A 21615-nucleotide genomic window follows, 5' to 3' on the forward strand; every position below is an offset into this window, starting at 1 on the left:
CCGGGTGATTCCTTGGTGGTCCATCGATTGTGGCATCACCGGGGCTGCATTCCGTGAACGAAAGGCTCACGGCGGTACAGCCTCGTGAAGGCCGTTATTCGGGTGCTTTGAGCCAATCCAGGCGGGTGCTGGCCCCGGGTTCACCCAGGTGCTGGCGCAGCGCCGGCAGGGCCGGGCCGACCACCCGGTCGAACTGCCAGGGCGGGTTGAGCAGCAGCATGCCGCTGCCGTTGAGGCGCAGCGGTGAGTCGTCCGGGCGCACCAGGAACTCGATCGTCATCGCCGATTTCACCGGCAGGGCGGTGGCCTTGCGCAGGAAATGCAGGATGGTGCGGCGCTGCTTGATCGGGAACCATACCGCACAGGTGGCCTGCGGCCAGCGCGCCAGGGTCTCGGCCAGGGCGGCCAGGACCGCCTGGTATTCGGCATCCTGGGCTTCGTAGGGCGGGTCGATCAGCACCAGGCCACGGCCGATCTTGCTGCCGTTGAACTTCGGCGGCAGCAGCGAACGCAGCAGCGCATAGCCATCGCCCGCCCGCACGTCGACGCGGCTGTCATGGGCGAACAGAGCCTTCAGCGTGGCCGTTTCGGCTTCCTGCAGCTCACAGACCGCCATGCGGTCCTGCGCACGCATCGCCTGCGCGCTCAGCAGCGGCGAGCCCGGGTAGTTGGTCAGGGCGCCCACCGGATTATCGGCCTGCACCGCCTTCAGATAGCGCTCGACCACCTCCGGCAGCTTGGGCTGGGCCATCAGCCGCATGATCCCGGATTCAGCCTCGAGGGTCTTGCGGCTCTCTTCGCTGGCCAGCAGGTAGCGGCCGGCGCCGCCGTGGGTGTCGAGCACGAAGAACGGGCTGTCCTTGCGCTTGAAGCTGTCGATCAGGGCCAGCTGCACGATGTGCTTGAGCACATCGGCGTGGTTGCCGGCATGGAAGGCGTGGCGATAGTTCATGGGCGGCAGTGTACGGGGCGGCGGCCGCAGCGGCTATGCTGCGCGCCATGACAGCTCCTGTTGCCCATGTCCTGGTGGTCGAGGACGAAGCCGCCATCGCCGAAACCGTGCTCTATGCGCTGCGCAGCGAAGGCTATGCCGCCAGCCATTGCCTGCTGGGCGGTGAGGCTCTGCTGCGGCTGCAGGCCGGCGGCATCGACGTGGTGGTGCTGGATGTCGGCCTGCCCGACCTCGGTGGCTTCGAGGTCTGCCGCCGGCTGCGCGCCTTGCCGGGCCCTGAGGCGCAGCTGCCGGTGATCTTCCTGACCGCCCGCAACGACGAGGTGGACCGCGTGCTCGGCCTGGAGCTGGGTGCCGATGACTACATGACCAAGCCGTTCTCGCCGCGCGAGCTGGTGGCGCGGGTGCGTGCGCGGCTGCGCCGTGCGGCGCCGGCCGTCGCAGCGCCCAGCGCCGATGCGGGCTGGCAGGAGCATGGCGCGTTCGCCATCGACCGCGAGGGCCGGCGCATCCGTTTCCGCGGACAGGCGCTGGACCTGACCCGCTACGAGTACGCACTGCTGGAAGCATTGCTGCAGCGCCCGGGTGCCATCCTCAGCCGCGCGCAGCTGATGGACCGGGGCTGGGACAGCAGTGCCGACAGTGCCGACCGCACCGTCGACACCCATGTAAAGACGTTGCGCGCCAAGCTGCGCGCGGCCGGTGCCAGCGACGACCCGATCCGCACCCACCGTGGCCTCGGCTACGCGCTGGAGGTCTAGCCGATGCGCCTGGTACTGAAGCTGTTCCTCGGCTTCTTCCTGATCACCGGCATCGCCGCGTTCTTCGTGATGCGCGTGTTCGTCAACGAGGTGAAGCCCGGTGTGCGCCAGGCGATGGAATCGACCCTGGTCGATGCGGCCAACGTGCTGGCCGAGATGGCCGCCGCCGACGTCAAGGACGGCACCATCCGCAGCGGCAGCTTCACCCGCAACCTGGCCAAGGCGCGGCAGCGCGACCTGAAGGCGATGGTCTGGCGTTTCCCCAAGCGCTCGCTGGATTACCGGGTGACCATCACCGACGCCAAGGGCATCGTCATCTACGATTCGCTGGGCCGTGATCTCGGCCGCGACAACTCGCGCTGGAATGATGTCTACCGCACCCTGCGCGGTGAGTACGGCGCACGTTCCAGCCCCGAGATTGCCGGCGAAGAGGGCGATACGGTGATGCATGTGGCGGCGCCGGTGTACGACCCGGCCGACGGCCGCACGCTGATCGGCGTGCTCAGCCTGGCCCAGCCCAACCGCAGCATCGATCCGTTCATCGCCGCCAGCCAGCGCGCCATCATCGAGCGCGGTGCGTGGCTGATCGGGCTGTCGGCGCTGGTCGGCGTGCTGGTGACGATGTGGCTGACCACGGGCCTCGGTCAGCTCAGCCGCTATGCACGCGCGGTCAGCGCGGGCGAACCGGTGCCACCACCACGGCGCCGTCGCGACGAGATCGGCGATCTCGGCCAGGCGCTGGAAACGATGCGCCGCAAGCTGGAGGGCAAGGCCTACGTCGAGCAGTACGTGCAGTCGCTGACGCACGAGATGAAGAGCCCGCTGGCGGCGATCCGCGGTGCCGCCGAACTGCTGCAGGAGCCGCTGCCGGAAGCCGATCGCGTGCATTTCGCGCGCAGCATCGTCGACCAGCAGGAGCGGCTGACCGAGACCATCGACAAGCTGCTGGCGCTGGCCGAAGTGGAACAGCACGGCTGGCTGCAGACGCGTGACCCGATCGCGCTGCCGGCATTGCTGGCCGATGCGACGGCGGCCGCGCAGGTGCGTGCGCAGGCGGCCGGCGTGCAGGTCCGCATCGGCAGCGTGCCCGACCTGCGGGTGCAAGGCGACGCCTACCTGCTGCGGCAGGCACTGCACAACCTGATCGACAACGCGATTGCCTTCTCGCCGGCCGGCGCGGAGATCGCGCTGCAGGCCGAGGTGGACGGGCAGGGCGTGCGCCTGCAGGTGGCCGACCGTGGCGCCGGCATTCCCGACTACGCGCGTGAGCGGGTGTTCGAACGCTTCTATTCGCTGGCGCGGCCCGGCAGCGGGCGTCGCAGCTCTGGCCTGGGCCTGCCCTTCGTGCAGGAGGTCGCGCGCCTGCATGATGGGCGCGCCAGCGTGGATATCCGCGAGGGCGGCGGCACCGTGGCCAGCCTGTGGCTGCCTTTGGGTGTGCCAGGCCAGCGCCCGCGCCGCTGACTTCACACTCGCTTCAAATTCGCCACAAACCCTGCTCACCGCGGCGGTCCATCCTGCAGCCCTCTCCAACGAGGATGGACCATGAAATCCCTGAAGATGCTGCTGCGGTTCGCCATTGTCGGCGGGCTGATCCTGCTGCTGCTGGTGCCGCTGACGATGATCCGCGGGGTCATCAACGAACGTAGCGCGTACCGCGACGAGGCCTTCTCACGGGTGGCCGACAGCCGCGCCGGTGCACAGCAGCTGGTGGGCCCGGTGCGGGTGGTGCCGTGGGTGGAACGCAAGCAGGTTGAACTGGTCGACCCGCTGGGCGTCAAGAAGACCGAGGTGCAGGTCACCGAGGGGCACTGGCTGCAGATGCCAGCGTCGCTGGAGGTGGGCGGCGAGATGCTGCCGAGCCAGCGTGAGGTCGGCCTGTTCAAGGTGCCGGTATACAGCTGGAACGGCCAGATGAAGGCGACGTTCGCTGCAGACGAATATCCGGTGAAGGCCGGCCGCAGCTACGGCCAGCCGTATGTGGCGGTGGGCATTTCCGATGTGCGTGGCCTGGTCGGTACGCCGAACCTGCGCGTGGATGGCAAGCAGCTGCGCCTGCTGCCGGGGGTTGGTGCGGCCAGCGAGGTGGGTCGCGGTCTGCATGCACCGGTGGCAGGATTCGCCGAAGACCATGGCGGCACGCTGGCTGCCAGCACCGTCGAACTCGAGCTGCGCCTGGATGGCAGCCGCATGCTGTCGGTGGTGCCGGTGGGCGATGACACCAAGATCGCACTGCGTTCGAGCTGGCCGCATCCGTCGTTCAGCGGTGCGTTCCTGCCCAACGAACGTCGCGTCGACGCACAGGGCTTCGATGCGCGCTGGGCGGTGTCTTCGCTGGCCTCCGATGCACAGCGACAGCTGCGCAATGATGGTGCGGTCGAGTCGCAGGCGGTGACGGTGTCGCTGGTTGATCCGGTCGATGCCTACACCCAGGCCGACCGTGCCTCGAAATATGGCGTGCTGTTCGTGCTGCTCACCTTCGTTGGCTTCATCCTGTTCGAGCTGATCAGGTCACTGCGCATCCACCCGCTGCAGTACCTCATGGTGGGCCTGGCGCTGGCGATCTTCTTCCTGCTGCTGATCAGCCTGTCCGAGCACATCGCGTTCTGGAAGGCCTACCTGGTTTCGGCGGTGGCCTGTATCGGCCTGCAGGCGGTGTACCTGGCCAACGTGCTGGGCCACTGGAAGCGCGGCCTCGGCTTCGCTGCGCTGCTGACCGTGTTGTATGGCGCGCTGTATGGCCTGCTGGTGTCGGAGAACAACGCACTGCTGATGGGTTCGCTGCTGCTGTTCGTGATCCTGGCGCTGGCGATGTGGGTGACCCGCCGGGTGGACTGGTACGCGCTTGGCGCGGAACTGAAGTAAGGAGTACGCCATGAGCTGGCGCCAGGGATTGCGGCAACGGGCACGGCAGGGCATTCCGGCCCTGCTGGAAGTGGATGCACTGCTGCAGGCACATGGCGTGCTGGCGGCCCTGCCGGGGGCACGGATCGCCCCCGGCCTGGTCCGCTTCCAGCTGGCGGCGGTGACCTGCGAGGGATTGCGGGGGCAGGGATTGCGCTGGCTGCAGGGCGCGCGGCAGGGACGCGGCGCGGTGGCAGGCCGGGTGCCGCGCTACCGGCCATGGAAGGCCGGGGCGGAGGCGCTGGCCGAGATCGGTATCGGCGGCCTTCCGGATGGCTGGCCGGCACACGCGGCGGTGTACGGCTGCAGCAGCATCGACCGGCGGCACTGGTTGCTGCTGCTGCCGGAACGGGCGCAGTTGTGGCTGGGATGGAGTGGGTGATTCGGTTGTTCATCCACGCATGGCCTGGATCTACTGTCGCTGTCCATGACCGATGGGACGGTATCGGCGCGCCCCTGCTGGCTAGACTCGATGGGTTGATGATCGAGCCGAAGGGCAGGGGTGCGATGTGTTGAAGTGGGGCATGCTGGCCGCAGCGCTGGCGATGGGTGGCAATGCAGGCGCGCAGCAGCGCGAGCCGGTGGACCTGGACATGGTCAGCCGCATCCGCCAGGAGGCCTTCCACCGTTCGCAGGTGATGGACACCTTCAGCTACCTCACCGAACGCATCGGCCCGCGACTGACCAACTCGCCGGCGATGGGCCGCGCCAATGCGTGGACCCGCGGCAAGTTCAACGAATGGAAGCTGGACAACGTCCACGACGAAGCCTTCGACGACTTCGGGCGCGGCTGGGAGTTCACCTCGGCCAGCGTGGAGATGCTGGGGGACCGTGTACAGCCGCTGCATGCACTGCCGAAGGCGTGGACGCCGGGCACCAAGGGACCGGTTGAAGGCGAACTGGTGCAGGTCGAGATCAAGAAGCCCGAGGACATCGAGAAGTACCGCGGCAAGCTGCGCGGCAAGATCCTGCTGCTGGGCGAGGCGCGCGAGTACAAGCGCGGCACCGAGGCGGATTCGCACCGCCACGACGCTACCTCGCTGGAGGGCCTGCAGGAGTTCACCCTGCCCAAGGACAAGGACGCCACCGCCGAGCGTGCGAAGCGGGTCAAGGAATACCAGGAACGCCAGCAGCTGGCGACCAAGGTCAATGCGTTCTTCGTGGAAGAAGGCGCGCTGGCCTCGATCAGCATCAGCAGCTGGGACAACGGCATCATCCGCGTTGCCGGCGGCGGCTCGCGCAAGGCCGGTGAGTCGGTGGGCATTCCCGAGCTGGCGATGATCAGCGAGCACTTCAATCCGCTGGTGCGCGCGCTGGAGGCCAAGCAGACCGTGCGCCTGCGCGTGGATGTGGCCGCGCGCTTCACCGACGAGGCCGACCAGCCCGGTTACAACACGCTGGCCGAGATCCGTGGCAGCAGCAGGCCCGATGAAGTGGTGATGATCGGCGCGCACCTGGATTCCTGGCACAGCGGTACCGGTGCGGCCGACAACGCGGCCGGCGTGGCGGTGATGATGGAAGCGATGCGCATCCTCAAGGCCACCGGCGCCAAGCCCAGGCGCACCATCCGGGTGGCGCTGTGGAGCGGCGAGGAGCAGGGCCTGATCGGCTCGCAGGCCTATGTGGCCAAGCACTTCGGCCGTTTCCCGGAACCCACCGATCCGGCGCAGAAGGCGCTGCCGGCCTCGCTGCGCGAGCCGACCGGCGCGCTGCAGAAGACCCGCGACTACGGCAAGTTCCAGGTCTACTTCAACATGGACAACGGCTCTGGCCGCTTCCGTGGCATCTATGCACAGGAAAACCTGGCGGCGATGCCGATCTTCGAATCGTGGCTGGCGCCGTTCCACGACGTCGGCGCCACCACTGTGGCCACCCGCAACACCGGCAGCACCGACCACATCAGCTTCGACCGCATTGGCCTGCCGGGCTTCCAGTTCATCCAGGACCGGCTGGACTACTTCACCAACGTCCACCACAGCCACCTGGACACCTGGGACCACGCCGAACCGGAAGACCTGAAGCAGGCCGCAGCCATCGTCGCCTCGTTCGCCTACAACGCCGCGATGCGCGAGCAGTCCTTCCCGCGCAAGGTAGAACCGTAAAAGGGGACGGAGGGGATTAAGTCGTTTCTCCCCTCCGTTTCCCGGTTGCAGGCCCAGCGGCTGGGCAATCGCGACTTAATCCCCTCCGTCCCCTTTTTCCGTCGGGGGCGGTGGGCTGGTAAAATCGGGGGATTCCCGTTCCTCGAGCCGTCCATGACCTGCCGCACCCGCTTCGCCCCCAGCCCCACCGGTTACCTGCACATCGGCGGTGCCCGCACCGCGCTGTACTGCTGGCTGGAGGCCCGCCACCGTGGCGGCGAGTTCGTGCTGCGCATCGAGGACACCGACCGTGAACGCAGCACCCAGGGCGCGATCGACGCGATCCTGGAGGCGATGGAGTGGCTGGGCCTGGACTATGACGAAGGCCCGATCTACCAGACCGACCGCGTCGCCCGTTACCTGGAAGTGGCCGAGCAGCTGGTGGCCGACGGCAAGGCGTACTACGCCTATGAGACCCGCGAAGAGCTGGACGCGATGCGCGAGGCCGCCATGGCCAAGCAGGAGAAGCCGCGCTACAACGGCGCTGCACGCGAACTGGGCCTGCCACGCAAGGACGACCCGAACCGCGTCATCCGCTTCAAGAACCCGCTGGAAGGCACGGTGGTGTTCGACGACCTGATCAAGGGCCGCATCGAGATCGCCAACAGCGAGCTGGATGACATGGTCATCTTCCGCCCGGACGGCTACCCCACCTACAACTTCGCGGTGGTGGTGGACGACTGGGACATGGGCATCACCGAGGTCATCCGCGGCGACGACCACATCAACAACACCCCGCGCCAGATCAACCTGTACGAAGGCATCGGCGCGCCGGTGCCGAAGTTCGGCCACATGCCGATGATCCTCGACGAGCAGGGCGCCAAGCTGTCCAAGCGCACCGGTGCGGCCGACGTGATGCAGTACAAGGACGCCGGCTACCTGCCCGATGCGCTGCTGAGCTACCTGGCCCGCCTGGGCTGGTCGCACGGCGACCAGGAGCTGTTCAGCCGCCAGGAGCTGATCGACCTGTTCGACGTGAAGGACTGCAACTCCAAGGCCTCGCGCCTGGACATGGCCAAGCTGGGCTGGGTCAACCAGCACTTCCTGAAGACCGAGGATGTGGCCGCGATCGTGCCGCACCTGGTCTACCAGCTGCAGAAGCTGGGCCTGGACGTGGCCGCCGGCCCCGCCCCGGAGGACGTGGTGGTCGCCCTGCGTGAACGCGTGCAGACCCTGAAGGAAATGGCCGAGAAGGCGGTGGTCTGGTACCAGCCGCTGACCGAGTACGACGAAGCGGCGGTGGCCAAGCACTTCAAGGCCGGTGCCGAGGTGGCGCTGGGCAAGGCCCGCGAGCTGCTGGCAGCGTTGCCGGAGTGGACCGCCGAATCGGTGGGCGTCGCCCTGCACGACGCGGCCGCCGCGCTGGAGATCGGCATGGGCAAGGTCGCCCAGCCGCTGCGCGTGGCCATCACCGGTACCCAGGTCAGTCCTGACATTTCCCATACCGTGTACCTGGCCGGCCGCGAGCAGGCCTTGAAACGCATTGATGTGGCCATCACCAAGGTAGCAACGGCCTGAGGCATCCTTGCCAGGCCCGAACCGGAGAACACGCATGCCCGCCAAGACCGCCACTGCCTGTACCGCCCCGCACCACCACGTCCACGACGCGTCGGATTTCGTGGCGGTGGTCGAGCGTGTCTCGCGCGAACGCGGGCTGCGCCTGACCCCGATCCGCGCCAATGTACTGAAGCTGATCGCCGAGGCCGGCAAGCCGGTCAAGGCCTACGAGCTGCTGGAATGGGTGCGCAACGGCAAGGGCGTGGGCGCTGATGCCCCGCCCACCGTGTACCGCGCGCTGGACTTCCTGATGGCCAATGGCTTCGTGCACAAGCTGGAGTCGGTGAATGCCTTCGTGGCCTGCCACCATCCCAGCAGTGCCGCGCACTCGGTGCCGTTCCTGATCTGCAACAGCTGCCACAGCGCGGTGGAACTGGAAGACCGCGAGATCGTCACCCAGCTGGAGAAGCGCGCCAAGGAGCTGGGCTTCCAGCCGCAGGCGCAGACCCTGGAAGTGCACGGCCTCTGCGCGCGCTGCGCGGGCTGAGTCGCGGCGCGTACCCGGACTGGGCCGCTCGCTCAGTCCCGGGCGGCGTGCTCTTTCAGACGCTTCAGGACGCTGCGCTGTGCGTCGACCAGCACAGGGTCGTCCACCCGCAACTGCTCGACCCAGGCGAGCGCTGGTACCGGGTCGGCACGGCGCACGAAATACAGTGCCTGCGCCAGGAAATGCACATTGGGCACCCTGGCGTCCCAGATGAGCTTGGCGATACGCAGCATCGACGCCTGCATGCCGGGTGTAACCTCAACGCCGGTCTTCCCCGAAAGCGCGGTATTGAGGCAGTAAAGCGCCTGGCAGGGCAGATCACGCGGTGTGCCCGCACGCGACCAGTCAGCGCGTTCGGCAAAGTCCAGCAGGATGGCAACGGCGGCGGGGCCACTCACATCGGCCAGTGTGCCGAGCGCGAACACTGCCAGCTGGGGGTCCCCCAGCATATCGCGCAGGCCTTCCACGCCCTGGCGTCCCCAGGCGGTGCAGGCCTTGGCCCAGCCGCCGAACGGTACGACCCGGCTACCATCGCCCAGCAGGCCATCATCCGGCCAACCGTGCAGTATCCGCAGCCGCTCAATTTCCTCGCCACCTTCGGCGCCGTGCTCCTGCACGAAGGCGATCAGATCTTCCGCTTCCAGCATGTCCTTGGCCGCCCGCCTGGCCAGTGTCGTGAATTTCATCGTCTTCCAGCGATCCTGATCCAGATCCGCAACGGTAGCGGATCAATGGGGTGAAGGCAGTCAGCAGTCTCCACCCTAGTCCATCGGCTTGGACCGGGTATCTACCCGCACGATCACCGACATGCCGGGCCGCAGCTGCGCGGCCAGCGTCTGACCTTCATTGATCGATATCCGCACCGGCAGCCGCTGCACCACCTTGGTGAAGTTGCCGCTGGCGTTGTCCGGGCGCAGCACGCTGAACTCCGAACCTGTGGCGGGTGCGATCTCCTGCACGCGGCCGCGCAGCACCTGGCCCTGGAACGCGTCCACCGAGAACGTGGCCGGCTGACCGATCGCCATGCCCCAGGTCTGGCCTTCCTTGTAGTTGGCCACCACCCATAGCGTGTCAGGCACCAGGAACAGCAGCTGCGAACCGGCGGCGACGTACTGGCCCACGCGCACGCTGGCTTCGCTGATCTGGCCGTCGCGCGGTGCGTGGATCACCGTGTTGGCCAGGTCGATGCGCGCCAGTTCCAGTTGTGCCTGTGCGCTTTCCACCTGGGCCTCCAGGCTCTTGCGCGCCACCTGGGTCGACACCAGCGTTTCCTCGGCGATGCGGATCTGCGCCTGCGACTGCTGCACGCTGGCCTGTGCCGAGGTCTGGGTGGTGCGGAACTTGTCGCGGTCGTTGACCGACACCAGTTGCTGCGCGGCCAGTTCCTCGTAGCGCTTCAGCTCGTTGCGCGAGCGTTGCAGCTCGGCCTGGCCGGCCGACAATGTGGCGTGTGCGGAGGCGATCTGCGCACGGTTCTGCGCCTGCGACTGGTCCGAGTTGGCCAGTGCCGCACGTGCGCTGTCCAGCGTTGCCTGCGCCTGGGCGACACGCTGCGTGTAGATGCGGTCATCGATGCGCAGCAGCGGCTCGCCCTCCCTTACGTGCTGGAAGTCCTTCACCAGCACTTCGGTCACGTAGCCGTTCACCTGTGGCGCCATCACCGTGATCTGCCCGCGCACATAGGCGTTGTCGGTCACCATCACGCTGCTGGTGAACGGCCACAGGTGCCAGGCGCGCAGGATCAGCGCAATGCCCAGCAAGGCCACCACCACCATCACCACCACGCTGCGCGCGCTGGGCTTGAGGTACTTCGGCGCGGCAGCCGGTGTCGCGGGCGTGGGCGCAGGCGCCGCATCGGTCGGCGGCGGTGGAGTGACGTTGTCGGCGTCGATGTCGTCGGGGCGGGGCGGGACGGGAGGCATGGAGGAGGACTCAGCGGGGCGCGGCCGGCGTGACCGCAGCGGGGGAAGTGGGGTGGCGCTTGCGCCATTGCTTGAGCACGGCGGTGCGCAGCGACAGCAGCAGCAACCAGCCCAGGAAGCCGATCGCCAGCCAGCCGCTCAGCGTGAACACATCATTGAAGCCACGCACGTTGGCTTCGCGGCGCGTGGTCTGCGCCAGCTGCGCGCTGCCCTGCGCGCTGCGCAGCACCGGGTCGGTGATCTGTGCGCTGTACAGCTGCTGCTGGAGGCGCAGGCGCTGCGCCACCACCGGGTCGGCCGGGTCGAGCTGGCTGGTCAACGCGCTGGAGTACAGCTGCTCGCGGTGCAGCTGGAAGGTACCCAGCACCGCCGAACCGGCCAGGCCGCCCAGCGTCTGTGTGATCGACAGCGTCACCAGGAAGGTGATCATGTGGTCCACACCCTGCTTCAGCGCCGCGGAAATGCCGAGCATGATCAACGGGCCCATGAACATGCCGGCACCGACCGAGGCCAGGAACTGGCTGACATAGAAATCGTGCGGTCGATCCATGCTGGTGCGGTGCTGATCGAAGAAGGCGGCAGCGCCCAACAGCAGGATCGCCATCAGCAGCTGCGCGATCAGCCGCTTCGGGCCGAACGTCAGCGAGGCACCGGCGATGCCGGTGACCACACCTGCGAGTATCACCACGAACAGCGGGCGCATCTGGTCCGGGCCCATGCCCAGCGTGCGCATCAGGTTGACCACGCCATAGGACTGCTCGGTGGTCAGGAAGCGGATCAGGAACGCGCCGACGATGAAGTGCAGCACCGGCAGCTTCGACAGCCAGCGGATCTGCAGCAGCGGATTGCGCCGGTAGTGTTCGATGATGAAGGCAGTGGTGGAGAGCACGATCGAGGCGACCAGCGCCCAGCCCAGCCATGGCGTGTTGAGCCACCAGCGGGTGTAGCCCTGCGCCAGTACGATCACCAGCAGCGCGACAGCCGGCGCAAGCAGGGCGAAGGTGAGGAAGTCCAGTGGCTCGAAGGCTTTCACCTGGATGCCGGGCGGCAGCTTCAGCACTACCACTGCCGCGAACGCGCACAGGGCCAGCCCGGCTTCGAACGAGTACAGCTGGTGCCACTGGCCGGTATCGACCAGGCCTGGCGAGACGATCCAGGCAATCGGCACCGCCAGCTGCGACAGGCCCACGCCAACCACCAGCAGGTTGCCGGTGAAGCGGCGCGGCAGCGCCTGCAGCATGTACAGCGTGCCCAGTGTCGAACAGGCCGCGCCGGCGAAGCCGCTGGCGGCACGGGTCAGCATCGTGGTCTCGAAGCTGCCAACGAACAGGTGCAGCACCGCCAGTGCTGCGTACAGGCCCAGGCCGATCTCGGCGAACAGGCGGATGCCGTACTGCTGGCGGAACTTGAAGGCCAGCAGGTTGGCCGTGACGTTGACCATTGCATAGGCCGCCACCAGCCAGCTGCCCTGGGTCGGCGTCAGTGCCAGCTGGCCCTGCAGGAAGGGCAGGTTGGCGGTGACCAGCGCATTGCCGAGGCCACCGGTGATCGCCACCAGCAGCGACACCAGTGCATAGGCCACGCGTCGATAGGGGGGATGCCAGGGCATCGACGCCGAACCCGGCATGGTCGGCTTCTCGTGCTCCTCCCAATCCGGAACCGGCTTCAGATACGGCTGGACCATCAGCGGGCCTCGCTGGTTGCTCCCTGGAGACCCCCGCGCAGCAGCTGCAGGGCACGCCCGGCCAGGTGGGCGCGCTCGTCGCGGGTCTTGCCGCGCAGGGCCGCGCCCAGCATGCCCGAGATCAGTGAAATATCCGTCTTCTCCAGGTCGGCCCGGCACAGGCCGGCGGCCTTGGCACGGGCGATCGGTGCTTCCAGCAGATCGCGCACGGTCTCGCGCGCGGTGCGCATGGCCGGCACGTCCGAATCCACCGCGCGCCAGTAATCGGCCAGTGCCGGCGAATCGATGATGCGCTGGGCCATGCCCTCGAACACCTCGAACAGGGCATCGTCGCGGTCGCCGAGCTGCTCGACCTGGCGCCGGATACGGTCGACCGTACGTTGCAGCAGTGCCTGGATCAGCGCGGTGCGGTCGGGGAAGTTGCGGTACAGGGTGGCGCGGCCCACCTGGGCGCGTTCGACCACCAGGTCCAGCGGGGCGGTGACACCGTGTTGGCCGAACACATGATCGGCGGCGTCGAGGATGAGGGCACGGCGGGCAGCAGCATCGGCACGTTGGGCAGTCATGGAATTATTTTCGGACAAAAGTGTCCGATTGGCGAGACTTTGAGTGACGGGATTGTCCGCTTGTTGTGGTACGCACATCTTTGTGACGAATGCGTGATGGATGCTGCACAAAGAGATGGGGGCCAGAAGGCCCCCATCGGATCTGCTTGCATTGGATCCACGCCATGCGTGGGCTGAGGCTGGGGTCAGAACCCATTCCTCTGGAATGGGATCCGACTCCACTACGCGATCAGAAGAACGCGCGGATGCCGAATGCGACACCACGGCCCGGCAGCGGCGAGTAGTCGCGCAGCAGCGAGGTGTGCGGGCGCACTTCACGGTTGGTCAGGTTGCTGCCATCCAGGAACACTTCGTAGCTGTTGCTCGCGTTGCGATCCCAGCGGTAGGCCAGATGCGCGTCGACCAGGGTGTAGCCGTCGCTCGGCGCTTCGTTCTGGGCGACATCCTTCTGGCGGCTGTAGCGGACCGCACCGACCGAGGCGCGCCAGCCGTCCTTCGACCAGCGCAGGTCGGCGCCGACGCGGGCCGGGGCGATGCGCGGCAGGTAGCCGGTGTTGGCCAGCTCCACGCTGTAGTTGTGGTTGTGGTCGCCATGCGGCACGGCGATGTCGAGGTTGCGGCTGCCGCTGCCATCCAGCTTGGCCTTCACGTAGTCGCCGAACACGCGCAGATCCCAATCACCGGCGCCGCCTTCGAACAGATGCACCAGCGCTTCGGCTTCGGCACCGCGGAACACCGCATCCTGTTGCGTCCAGGCGCGGACCGGCAGACCCTCGGTAACGCCGGTGTCGGCCAGGTAGATGAAGTCCTTGAATTTGGTCTGGTAGACCGACGCCGAGAAGTCCAGGCGTTCGCTGTGGGTGTGGATGCCCAGTTCCACGCGCTGGCCGCGCTCGGTCTTCAGGTTGGCGTCACCGATTTCCAGCGAGCGGGTGGCGATGTGTGCGCCGGCGGCATACAGCTCTTCGTTGGTCGGTGCACGCTCAGAGCTGTCCACGCCGATGCGCAGGTCAACGGCATCGTTGAGCTTCCAGATGCCGGCCGCAGACAGGTTGGTGGCGCCGAAGGTGCGGCGGCGGTAGTCACCGGTCGGGTCCAGCTTGACCTGGTCGTGGCGGCCGCCCAGTTCCAGCTTGAACGGGCCGAACTGCTTTTCCTGCAGTACGAACAGGCCGATGTTCTTCGTGCCGGTATCCGGAACGAACGCCTCTTCGCCCTTGGCACCGAAATCACTGTTGCCGAACTGCAGGCCGAACGCGCCGTCCCAGCCGCCGATCTGCTGCTGCACGGCTTCCAGGCGCGCCTCGATGCCACGGTTGGTAAAGCGGGTGGACGGCGTGCCGGCTTCCAGCTCCACGTGTTCGTAGTCGGTGTAGGCCACGCGTGCATTGATGTTCTTCAGGAACGAGACCGGGTTGTAGATGCCGGCCTTGGTCTCGAAGCGGTTCTGCACCATGTCGATGCGCACGTCATGCTCGTCGCCGCCTTCCTCTTCATCGCCATGGTCGTGGCCGTGGTCATGGTCATGGCCATGATCATCGCCATCGGCATGCACGTGCGCGCCATTGGGAATGCCGTAGTTGGTGCGATAGGTGCTGGCCGATACGCCGAAGTAGCCGCCGTCGCCCAGCCAGGTCGCGCCGACGCCGCCGGCGCGGGTGCGGATGGAGCTGTTGTCGAGGCGGCCGCGGCGCGGCTCTTCGCCTTCCTCGCCCGCGTGCTCATGGTCGTGATCGTGATGGTCTTCAAGGCTGTCGATCACTGCATAGCCGGGAATGCGGTAGTCGTCGCCGTTGCGGACCAGGCCATCCACGTGCAGCACGACATTGCCGCTGACGCCATCGAGGCGGAACATGCCGCTGCGTTCGTTGTTCACCGAATTGCCGCGCAGCTCGGCGCGGCCGCTGAGCGGGCGCTCCGGCAGCTCGCGGGCGATGCGGCCATCCACCACATTGACCGCGCCACCGATGGCGCCACTGCCGAACAGCAGCGTGGCCGGGCCCTTCAGCACTTCGATCTGGTCGGCCAGGAACGGCTCGATGCTGGTGGCATGGTCGGCACTGACCGTGGACGCATCCATGTTGCCCATGCCGTTGGACAGCACGGCCACGCGCGGGCCTTCCTGGCCGCGGATGATCGGGCGGCCGACGCCAGGGCCGAAGAAAGTGCTCTGCACGCCGGGCAGCTTGGCCACGGTATCGCCGAGGGTGCCGGCCTTCTGCTCGTCCAGGCGTTCGCCGGCCAGCACCTCGACCGGGCGCGCCAGCGATTCGGCATCGCCCTGCAGCGGCGAGGCAGTCACCTGCACCGACGACAGTTCGGTCAGGTGGCGGTCACGATGAGCGCTGTCATCGCCGGCGGCAAAGGCAACCGAAGGCAGCAAGGCGGCGAGGGCCAGAGCGAGGGAATGCGGCTTCAACCGCGGGGTGTGGGCGGGCATGGAGCGGGTCCTTTGTTACAGTGTATCAATCGCTGGGCGCACGTATCCCGTCAGCGGGACAGGGGGAGGGAAACCGTGCGGGTCGGGGATTGATGTTATATTATTCCATAACGATTCGCCGACCCTGCTGGAAGTCATGTCCCTGTCCTCACGCCTGCGCCACCTGCTAGACCGTTTCGGCGCCACCGGTTCGATGCTGTGCGCGGTGCACTGCGCGGTGATTCCCGTGCTGCTGGCGGCGGCGCCGTCGCTGGGCCTGTCGTTCTGGCTGAGCGATGGGGTGGAAAAAGCGCTGGTGGTGTTCGTCACCCTGCTCGGGCTGTTCAGCCTGGTCTGGGGCTACCGCCGGCACGGTGCGCTGCGTGCGCTGGGCTTCCTGATTCCCGGCCTGGTCGCGTTGTGGGCCGGCGTGCTGTACGACCCGCTGCACCACAATGCGGTGCCACACGCGGTGGTGATGACCATCGGCGGCCTGCTGGTGGGGGTCGCCCATCTGGTCAACCTGCGCCTCAACCACGGTCACGTGCACGACGCCAGCTGCGCGCACTAGGCGCTCCGTGATAGGATTTTCGATCGTGCGCGGGGGCGCCCAGCAAGGCGGCCCCGCCGAACCCGTGTCAGTACGGGGTAACCAGATTTCACATTTGAGGAGTTGAAGACATGGGTAAGGGTGACCGCAAGACCGCCAAGGGCAAGCGCTACAACGCCAGCTACGGCAACGCCCGTTCGCACACCGCGAGCAAGGTCGCCGTAGGCGCCGCCGCTCCGGTTGCCAAGAAGACCGTGGCCAAGGCTCCGGCGAAGAAGGCTGTGGCGAAGAAGGCCGTCGCCAAGGCCTGATCCGGCCCAGACCGGTTCAACGAAAAACGCGGCGCCTGGCGCCGCGTTTTTTTATGCCTGTCCGGCGAGCCGAGCGTGGGCTCGGCTCTACAACCGGATCAGCGCAGGGTTTTCTTCAGCGTTTCCGGATTGCCGTCGTTCGGTGCAGCCGGCACCTGCAGCAGGTCGGCCAGCAGCGGGTAGACGTCGACATTGTCGAAGCCATCGATCACCAGGCCCTGGCGGAACGACGGGCCGCTGGCCACGAATACCGCGCGCATGGAGGGCAGGGCATTGTCGTAGCCATGCGAGCCACGATCCTGATGGTCTCGCTTGGCGATCTTCTCCTGGTGCAGGGCATCCCAGCCTTCATCCATCATGCAGACAATGGCGGGAATGCGCGGGTGGGTGCCGTAGTGCAGGCGCGGCGGCAGGTTCTCTTTCTTCCAGCACTCGTAGTGCGCGTGACGACCGAGCAGGGCGCGCTCGGCTGCGGCTTCGTGACCGGCCAACGGCGCAAAACCCACCGACTGGCCCTGGCTGACGTTGCGCGCGATGGCCGGGGCGGCCATTGATTCGGTGGAGATCACCTGGCCGACCGGGACGCTGGCCATGCCATGGTCGGAGACCACGATCACGTTGGTGGTCGCGGCCAGGCCGCGCTGCTGCAGTCCATCGAGCACCTGGCCGACGATCTGGTCGGCGCGCACGATGGCGTCGGCATACTGCTTCGATTCGGGGCCGTAGTTGTGGCCGGCCTTGTCGACGTGTTCCATGTACAGCGTGGTCAGTTGCGGTGCGTCGGCATCGGTCTGTGCAAGCCAGTCCAGCACGGTGCCCGCGCGTTGTTCCAGCGGTTCCTTGCCGTCGTACACGCGCCATTGGCTTGGGCGCACACCACGGATTTCCGATTCACTGCCCGGCCACGAGGTGGTGGCCGAACGCACCCCGGCGTTCTCGGCGCCGACCCAGATCGGTTCGCCGCCCCACCAGCCGCTGGTGGTGACCGCCTCACGGTTGCTCAGCTCGAACCGCCCTAGGGCTTCATCGTCCATGCTGTTGTTGACGATGCCGTGGTGGTCCGGGCGCAGGCCGGTGACGATGGTGTAGTGGTTGGGGAAGGTCAGCGACGGATAGGACGGGGTCATCCAGCGTGCACGCACGCCGCCGTCGATCAGGCGCTGAAGGTTGGGGGTCAGGCCGCGGTCCAGCGCATCGGCGCGCAGGCCGTCGATGGAGATCAGCAGCAGCTTCGGCGGCGCAGCCGCAGCGACAGCGATGGGAGCGGAGGCGGAAGGGGCGGGCGCGGTGGTGCAGGCGGCCAATGGCAGCAGCAGCGCCAGCGCGCAGGTCAGGCGTACGGAAGTCATCCGCGCATGATAAGCCGGGGCAATGACGCGCCCAAGACACGGGGCGCTATCGCGCGCCGTGTCCGCGCATTTTTCCTTATCCCCGCGCCTGTCGGCGCGCGCCCTTGAACAACAAGGGGGCTCCTCACCAGACATACCCCGTCGATTTCATTCCACCCCTGATGCGGCCAGAGCGTGTCGACCAAGGTCGACACCTACCCACAGCCGCGCGTACCAATAATCGCCGTTACCAGCAGCCGCGTGAACCTGTCGAAGGCGGGGCGGTGTCGGATTGCGGGGTGTCCGCGGCATGGATGCCGCGGCCAAGCCTACAAGGACGTACTTGCGGCGTCCCCGCAATCCGACACCGCCCCGCCAACCCACGGATAGCCCGCTTTTGACGTTGATGTTGACGGTGATTCGGCGGGTGCAGGGCGCAGCCCTGCCGGAAAACCTACCTCTCAGGCGAACAGAGGGGCCTGGCGTTGTTCCAGTCGCAGCAGCGCGGCCTTGGTTTCCAGGCCACCACCGAAGCCGGTCAGTGCCCCGTTGCTGCCGATTACACGATGGCAGGGCAGGATGATCGGCAGCGGATTGCGCCCATTGGCAGCGCCGACGGCGCGGGTCGCACTGGGTTGGCCCAGATGCTGCGCCAGCTGCAGGTAGCTCCAGGTCTGGCCGAACGGGATCAGAGCTAGCGCCTGCCACACGCGCAGCTGGAACGGCGTGCCGCGTGGCGCAAGCTCAAGGTCAAAGCTGCTGCGTTCGCCGTGCAGGAACTGCAACAGCTGCTCGCGTGCTTCCGGCAGCGCATCCGGCGCGTAGTGCCAGTCGTCTCGGCCGCGTGCCGGGTGGCGGTTTTCCGGGAACAGCACATGGGACAGGCCACGCTCGTCGCCGGCGATGGTCAGCACGCCGATCGGGCTGTCGAAACGATCGAACAACAGGGTCATGTCGGTTCTCCAACGAAAGTGCCGGACAGGTGCCACAGGTGCAGCACGGCATAGGCGCGCCACGGCCGCCAGGGTTGCGAGCGCGCTTCGGTGGCGCGTTCGCTCAGGCGCTGGCCCTGCGCGTGGCCGAGCACCTGCTGCAGTACCAGGTCACCGGCGGGGAAGGCATCGGGCTGGCCGAGCCCGCGCAAGGCGATGTACTGCGCGGTCCACGGACCGATGCCGGGCAGTGCCACGCAGCGGGAAACGAACTCTTCCAGCGCCTGGCCTGGGCCGAAGTCGAGCGCGCCACTGGCACAGGCGGCGGCAAGCGCACGCACGGTGGCGGCGCGGCTGCGTGGCAGGCCGATTGATTCCAGTGGCGCTTCGGCCAGCAGCTCGGGGGCCGGGAACTGGCGATCGAATTCCGGCGGCATGCCCGGCAGGTGCGCGCCATAGGCATCCACCAGCCGCCGCGCGAAGGTCGTGGCCGCAGCGACGCTGACCTGTTGGCCGAGCACCGCGCGCACGCCCACTTCGAAGCCATCCCAGCCGCCGGGCACGCGCAGCCCGGGGCGTTCGGCAATGCCGTGCGCCAGCAAGGGTTCCTCGTCCAGTGCGGCGTGGACCTGCTGCAGGTCGGCATCCAGATCGAACACGCGACGCACGCGGCGGACGATGTCCGGAATCAGGCGCGGATCGACCGCGCCCAGCTGCAGGCGCAGTTCCGGGCGCTTCGGGTCGGCGGTGACGCGCAGCAGGGTGGGGCGCTCGGGTGTGCCGAGCACGCGCTGGTAGCTGTCTTCGCCGATCAGCTCGATGCCGGGCAGGCTGCGCTTGCGCAGGAAGGCCAGCATGCGTGGAAAGTCCAGTGGTGGCCGGTATGCCAGACGCAGTACCAGGCAACCATCGTCGGCGGCCAGCGGCTGGTGCTGGCGACGCAGTGCCGTCGGTGCCATGCCGCAGCCCTGCAGGAAGGCCGTATTGAAACGGCGCAGGCTGTTGTAGCCGGCGGCCAGCGCGACGTCGGTCACCGGCAGCGTGGTCTCGGTCAGCAGCTGCTTGGCCAGCAGCAGCCGATGGGTGGCGTGGATCTGCCCTGGCGTTGCGCCCAGGTGTTCGACGAACAGGCGCTGCAGCTGGCGCGCGCTGAGTCCGATCTTCTCTGCGAGGTCGGCTACCGGCTGTTCCTGCAGGAAGCCACCATGGATCAGGGCCAGTGCGCGCTGCACGGTCTGCCCGGCCAGTGCCTGCTGCGCCTGCGGTGCCAGCTCGGGGCGGCAGCGCAGGCACGGGCGGTAACCGGCTGCCGCGGCAGCGGCCGCAGTCGGGTAGTAAGCGATGTTGCGCGGCTTCGGTGGCGGTGCCGGGCACACGGGGCGGCAATAGATGCCGGTGCTGCGCACGGCGGTGTAGAACACGCCGTCGAAGCGTGCGTCGCGGGCCAGGCGGGCGCGGTCGCAGGCGGCGGTGTCGAGGGCGAGGGCGGTGTCCATGGCGCCAGTCTAGGCGTGTGCGGGCGGGGATACTCGCCGGATTCGGACATGGATGCTGGAGGGGGTTCTGGCAGGGCTTGCAGCCCTGCACCCGCAACGTCAACGTCAACGTCTCAATCAAAAGCTGGCAGTCCGTGGGATGGCGGGGCGGTGTGGGCTGTCAGGACACGCCGTAAACCCGTCCATGGGGGCTCGATGGCGCCATCCATGGCGCCAACGGTCCTGTCAGCCCACACCGCCCCACCTCTGACAGTTGGTCGCTGCAGTTGGTGGGTGCCGACCGTTGGTCGGCACGCTTTTGCTGTTGGTAGGTGTCGACCTTGGTCGACACACTTTCCCAAGGGTCAGAGGGGGTTCAGTGCCACGCGCTGAATGCGCGCCCTGGACGGGTAGACTGTGCCTCTTGCTCCCATCAATCCCGGTTGCCCGATGTCCGCCAAATTTCGCTGGTTGCCCCTGTTGTGCCTGGCCCTGGCGGGCTGCAGTCAGCTGGAGAATCCGGGCAATGTGACCGCTGCCGACAAGGCGGCGCGGGCGCCGGCCAGTGATGGCGAGAACATGGTGTCGATCAATGCGGCTGACGCACCGCCACCGCCGGCGCCGCCGCGCAGCCGGGCGGATCGGCCTTGGCCGCAGGCGCAGTTGGAGAATGGCCGCGCCTGGGTCAGCTGCAGTACCGAGTACGCCGGTGAGGCGGGCGATGGCGTCGAGCTGGAGGGCCTGCAGCGCGAGCAGATTGCCCAGGCCCTGGCGCCGTGTGCCGAGCGTGGCCTGATGCGGGTGCGTTACGCCGGCAAGATCAATCCGGGCTTCGCCGAAATGATGTGGCGACTTGCCGTGGTCGCCGATGAACAGAAGATCCACAAGCGCATCCTCGATCTGGACTCCAGCGGCGGTCAGGTGGAATCGGCGATCGTCGCCGGTGACAGCATCGGTGAATCGGGCTGGACCATCTGGGTGCGCGAAGGCTCGATCTGCCACAGCGCCTGCGTGTTCGTGCTGGCCGCTGGTGACAACCGGCTGCTGTCGGGAAAGGTCGGCATCCACCGCATGATGCGCATCAGTTCCAAGGCGACCTCGCGCGCCGAGCTCAACCGCGAGCTGCACGAGGTCTACGACAACGTAAAGGACTACCTGCAGCGCAACGGCGTGGCGGTGGGCGTGGCCGATCTGATGATGACGGTGCCCAACCGCAGCCTGCGCCTGCTGACGCCGGACGAACTACGCCAGTACGGTCTGGATGGCACCAACGCGGTGCAGGACGATCTGGAACGGATCAAGCAGATGCGCGCCTGCGGCGATGACTTCGTGCAGCGCAAGGATGCGTTCCTGATCGCCTTCGACCAGCAGTGCAAGCGCGAAGGCGCCGACATGGAATCGATCAACAGCTGCGGCCAGGCACTGAAGCAGCGCTTCGGTTTCCCGGATGCGGTGTGCCCGGAAGAAAGCCCGCTGTCGGAAATCGATGTGGCAACGTTGCCGCCGGCACCGTCGGAGCCGCCGCCGGTGGCCGAACAGGCGCCAGCAGACACCGGCACGCCTGCCGCGCAGGCCGATGCCGCAGCGGTGGAAGGCAGCGCCCACGCGCGCTGACGAACAGCTCAC

General features: G+C 67.4%; 19 protein-coding genes. 10 read left to right on the forward strand and 9 right to left on the reverse strand.

The window, feature by feature from the left end; genetic code table 11:
- Positions 1–94 precede the first annotated feature (94 nt).
- Entirely contained in the window at positions 95–952 is an 858-nt protein-coding gene (locus tag ACZK5G_RS06875; protein ID WP_024958156.1) for a 23S rRNA (adenine(2030)-N(6))-methyltransferase RlmJ, read from the reverse strand.
- Positions 953–987: 35 nt separating this feature from the next.
- Between ACZK5G_RS06875 and creB the strand changes: the two genes are divergently transcribed.
- The 7 genes from creB (at position 988) to ACZK5G_RS06910 (ending at position 8802) form a co-directional block, all read left to right on the forward strand.
- The gene (creB, locus tag ACZK5G_RS06880) at positions 988–1713 is read left to right on the forward strand and encodes a two-component system response regulator CreB (RefSeq protein ID WP_478465804.1); all 726 of its coding nucleotides are present in this window, start codon (positions 988–990) and stop codon (positions 1711–1713) included.
- 3 nt (positions 1714–1716) lie between these two features.
- The gene (gene creC / locus ACZK5G_RS06885; RefSeq protein WP_329893065.1) at positions 1717–3177 is read left to right on the forward strand and encodes a two-component system sensor histidine kinase CreC; all 1461 of its coding nucleotides are present in this window, start codon (positions 1717–1719) and stop codon (positions 3175–3177) included.
- A gap of 81 nt (positions 3178–3258) precedes the next feature.
- Complete coding sequence (creD, locus tag ACZK5G_RS06890; protein WP_478465806.1) at positions 3259–4578, forward strand: cell envelope integrity protein CreD; 1320 nt, start codon at positions 3259–3261, stop codon at positions 4576–4578.
- Positions 4579–4588: 10 nt separating this feature from the next.
- Positions 4589–4999 (forward strand): hypothetical protein, encoded by a 411-nt coding sequence (locus ACZK5G_RS06895; protein WP_478465808.1) that lies wholly within the window; start codon positions 4589–4591, stop codon positions 4997–4999.
- 142 nt (positions 5000–5141) lie between these two features.
- Positions 5142–6719 carry a M20/M25/M40 family metallo-hydrolase gene (locus ACZK5G_RS06900; RefSeq protein WP_478466498.1) on the forward strand — a complete coding sequence of 526 codons (1578 nt, stop codon included), beginning with the start codon at positions 5142–5144 and terminating at the stop codon, positions 6717–6719.
- A gap of 153 nt (positions 6720–6872) precedes the next feature.
- Positions 6873–8276, forward strand: a complete 1404-nt coding sequence (gltX, locus tag ACZK5G_RS06905; RefSeq protein ID WP_478465810.1) for a glutamate--tRNA ligase — start codon at positions 6873–6875, stop codon at positions 8274–8276.
- A gap of 34 nt (positions 8277–8310) precedes the next feature.
- Positions 8311–8802, forward strand: a complete 492-nt coding sequence (locus ACZK5G_RS06910; protein WP_004150412.1) for a Fur family transcriptional regulator — start codon at positions 8311–8313, stop codon at positions 8800–8802.
- A 32-nt stretch (positions 8803–8834) separates the two neighbouring features.
- Here the strand turns inward: ACZK5G_RS06910 and ACZK5G_RS06915 are convergent, their stop codons facing one another.
- From ACZK5G_RS06915 to ACZK5G_RS06935, 5 genes are all read right to left on the reverse strand, one after another.
- Entirely contained in the window at positions 8835–9449 is a 615-nt protein-coding gene (locus tag ACZK5G_RS06915) for a hypothetical protein (protein WP_478465811.1), read from the reverse strand.
- 114 nt (positions 9450–9563) lie between these two features.
- Entirely contained in the window at positions 9564–10724 is a 1161-nt protein-coding gene (locus ACZK5G_RS06920) for an HlyD family secretion protein (RefSeq protein ID WP_478465813.1), read from the reverse strand.
- A gap of 10 nt (positions 10725–10734) precedes the next feature.
- On the reverse strand, positions 10735–12408 hold the full coding sequence (locus ACZK5G_RS06925) for an MFS transporter (RefSeq protein ID WP_164079473.1): 1674 nt from the start codon (positions 12406–12408) through the stop codon (positions 10735–10737).
- Complete coding sequence (locus ACZK5G_RS06930; protein ID WP_010483118.1) at positions 12408–12974, reverse strand: TetR/AcrR family transcriptional regulator; 567 nt, start codon at positions 12972–12974, stop codon at positions 12408–12410. The genes ACZK5G_RS06925 and ACZK5G_RS06930 overlap by 1 nt, the downstream gene beginning before the upstream one ends.
- Before the next feature lie 229 nt (positions 12975–13203).
- Complete coding sequence (locus ACZK5G_RS06935) at positions 13204–15414, reverse strand: TonB-dependent receptor (protein WP_478465815.1); 2211 nt, start codon at positions 15412–15414, stop codon at positions 13204–13206.
- A 136-nt stretch (positions 15415–15550) separates the two neighbouring features.
- Between ACZK5G_RS06935 and ACZK5G_RS06940 the strand changes: the two genes are divergently transcribed.
- On the forward strand, positions 15551–15964 hold the full coding sequence (locus ACZK5G_RS06940) for a MerC domain-containing protein (RefSeq protein WP_125895775.1): 414 nt from the start codon (positions 15551–15553) through the stop codon (positions 15962–15964).
- Positions 15965–16074: 110 nt separating this feature from the next.
- On the forward strand, positions 16075–16254 hold the full coding sequence (locus tag ACZK5G_RS06945) for a 30S ribosomal protein THX (protein WP_004150462.1): 180 nt from the start codon (positions 16075–16077) through the stop codon (positions 16252–16254).
- A 98-nt stretch (positions 16255–16352) separates the two neighbouring features.
- On the opposite strand, the gene ACZK5G_RS06950 is transcribed toward ACZK5G_RS06945, so the two are convergent.
- The 3 genes from ACZK5G_RS06950 to ACZK5G_RS06960 form a co-directional block, all read right to left on the reverse strand.
- Positions 16353–17603 (reverse strand): alkaline phosphatase family protein, encoded by a 1251-nt coding sequence (locus tag ACZK5G_RS06950; protein ID WP_346485634.1) that lies wholly within the window; start codon positions 17601–17603, stop codon positions 16353–16355.
- A gap of 440 nt (positions 17604–18043) precedes the next feature.
- Positions 18044–18535, reverse strand: coding sequence for a methylated-DNA--[protein]-cysteine S-methyltransferase (locus ACZK5G_RS06955; protein ID WP_012510484.1), 492 nt, complete (start codon positions 18533–18535; stop codon positions 18044–18046).
- Positions 18532–20010 (reverse strand): AlkA N-terminal domain-containing protein, encoded by a 1479-nt coding sequence (locus tag ACZK5G_RS06960; RefSeq protein ID WP_478465817.1) that lies wholly within the window; start codon positions 20008–20010, stop codon positions 18532–18534. Before ACZK5G_RS06960 ends, ACZK5G_RS06955 begins: the two co-directional genes overlap by 4 nt.
- 429 nt (positions 20011–20439) lie before the next feature.
- Between ACZK5G_RS06960 and ACZK5G_RS06965 the strand changes: the two genes are divergently transcribed.
- Positions 20440–21603: a COG3904 family protein gene (locus tag ACZK5G_RS06965; protein WP_032128359.1), complete on the forward strand. Its 1164-nt coding sequence runs from the start codon at positions 20440–20442 to the stop codon at positions 21601–21603.
- Positions 21604–21615: the final 12 nt, after the last annotated feature.

The organism is Stenotrophomonas sp. 62841_Sma (assembly GCF_056482945.1).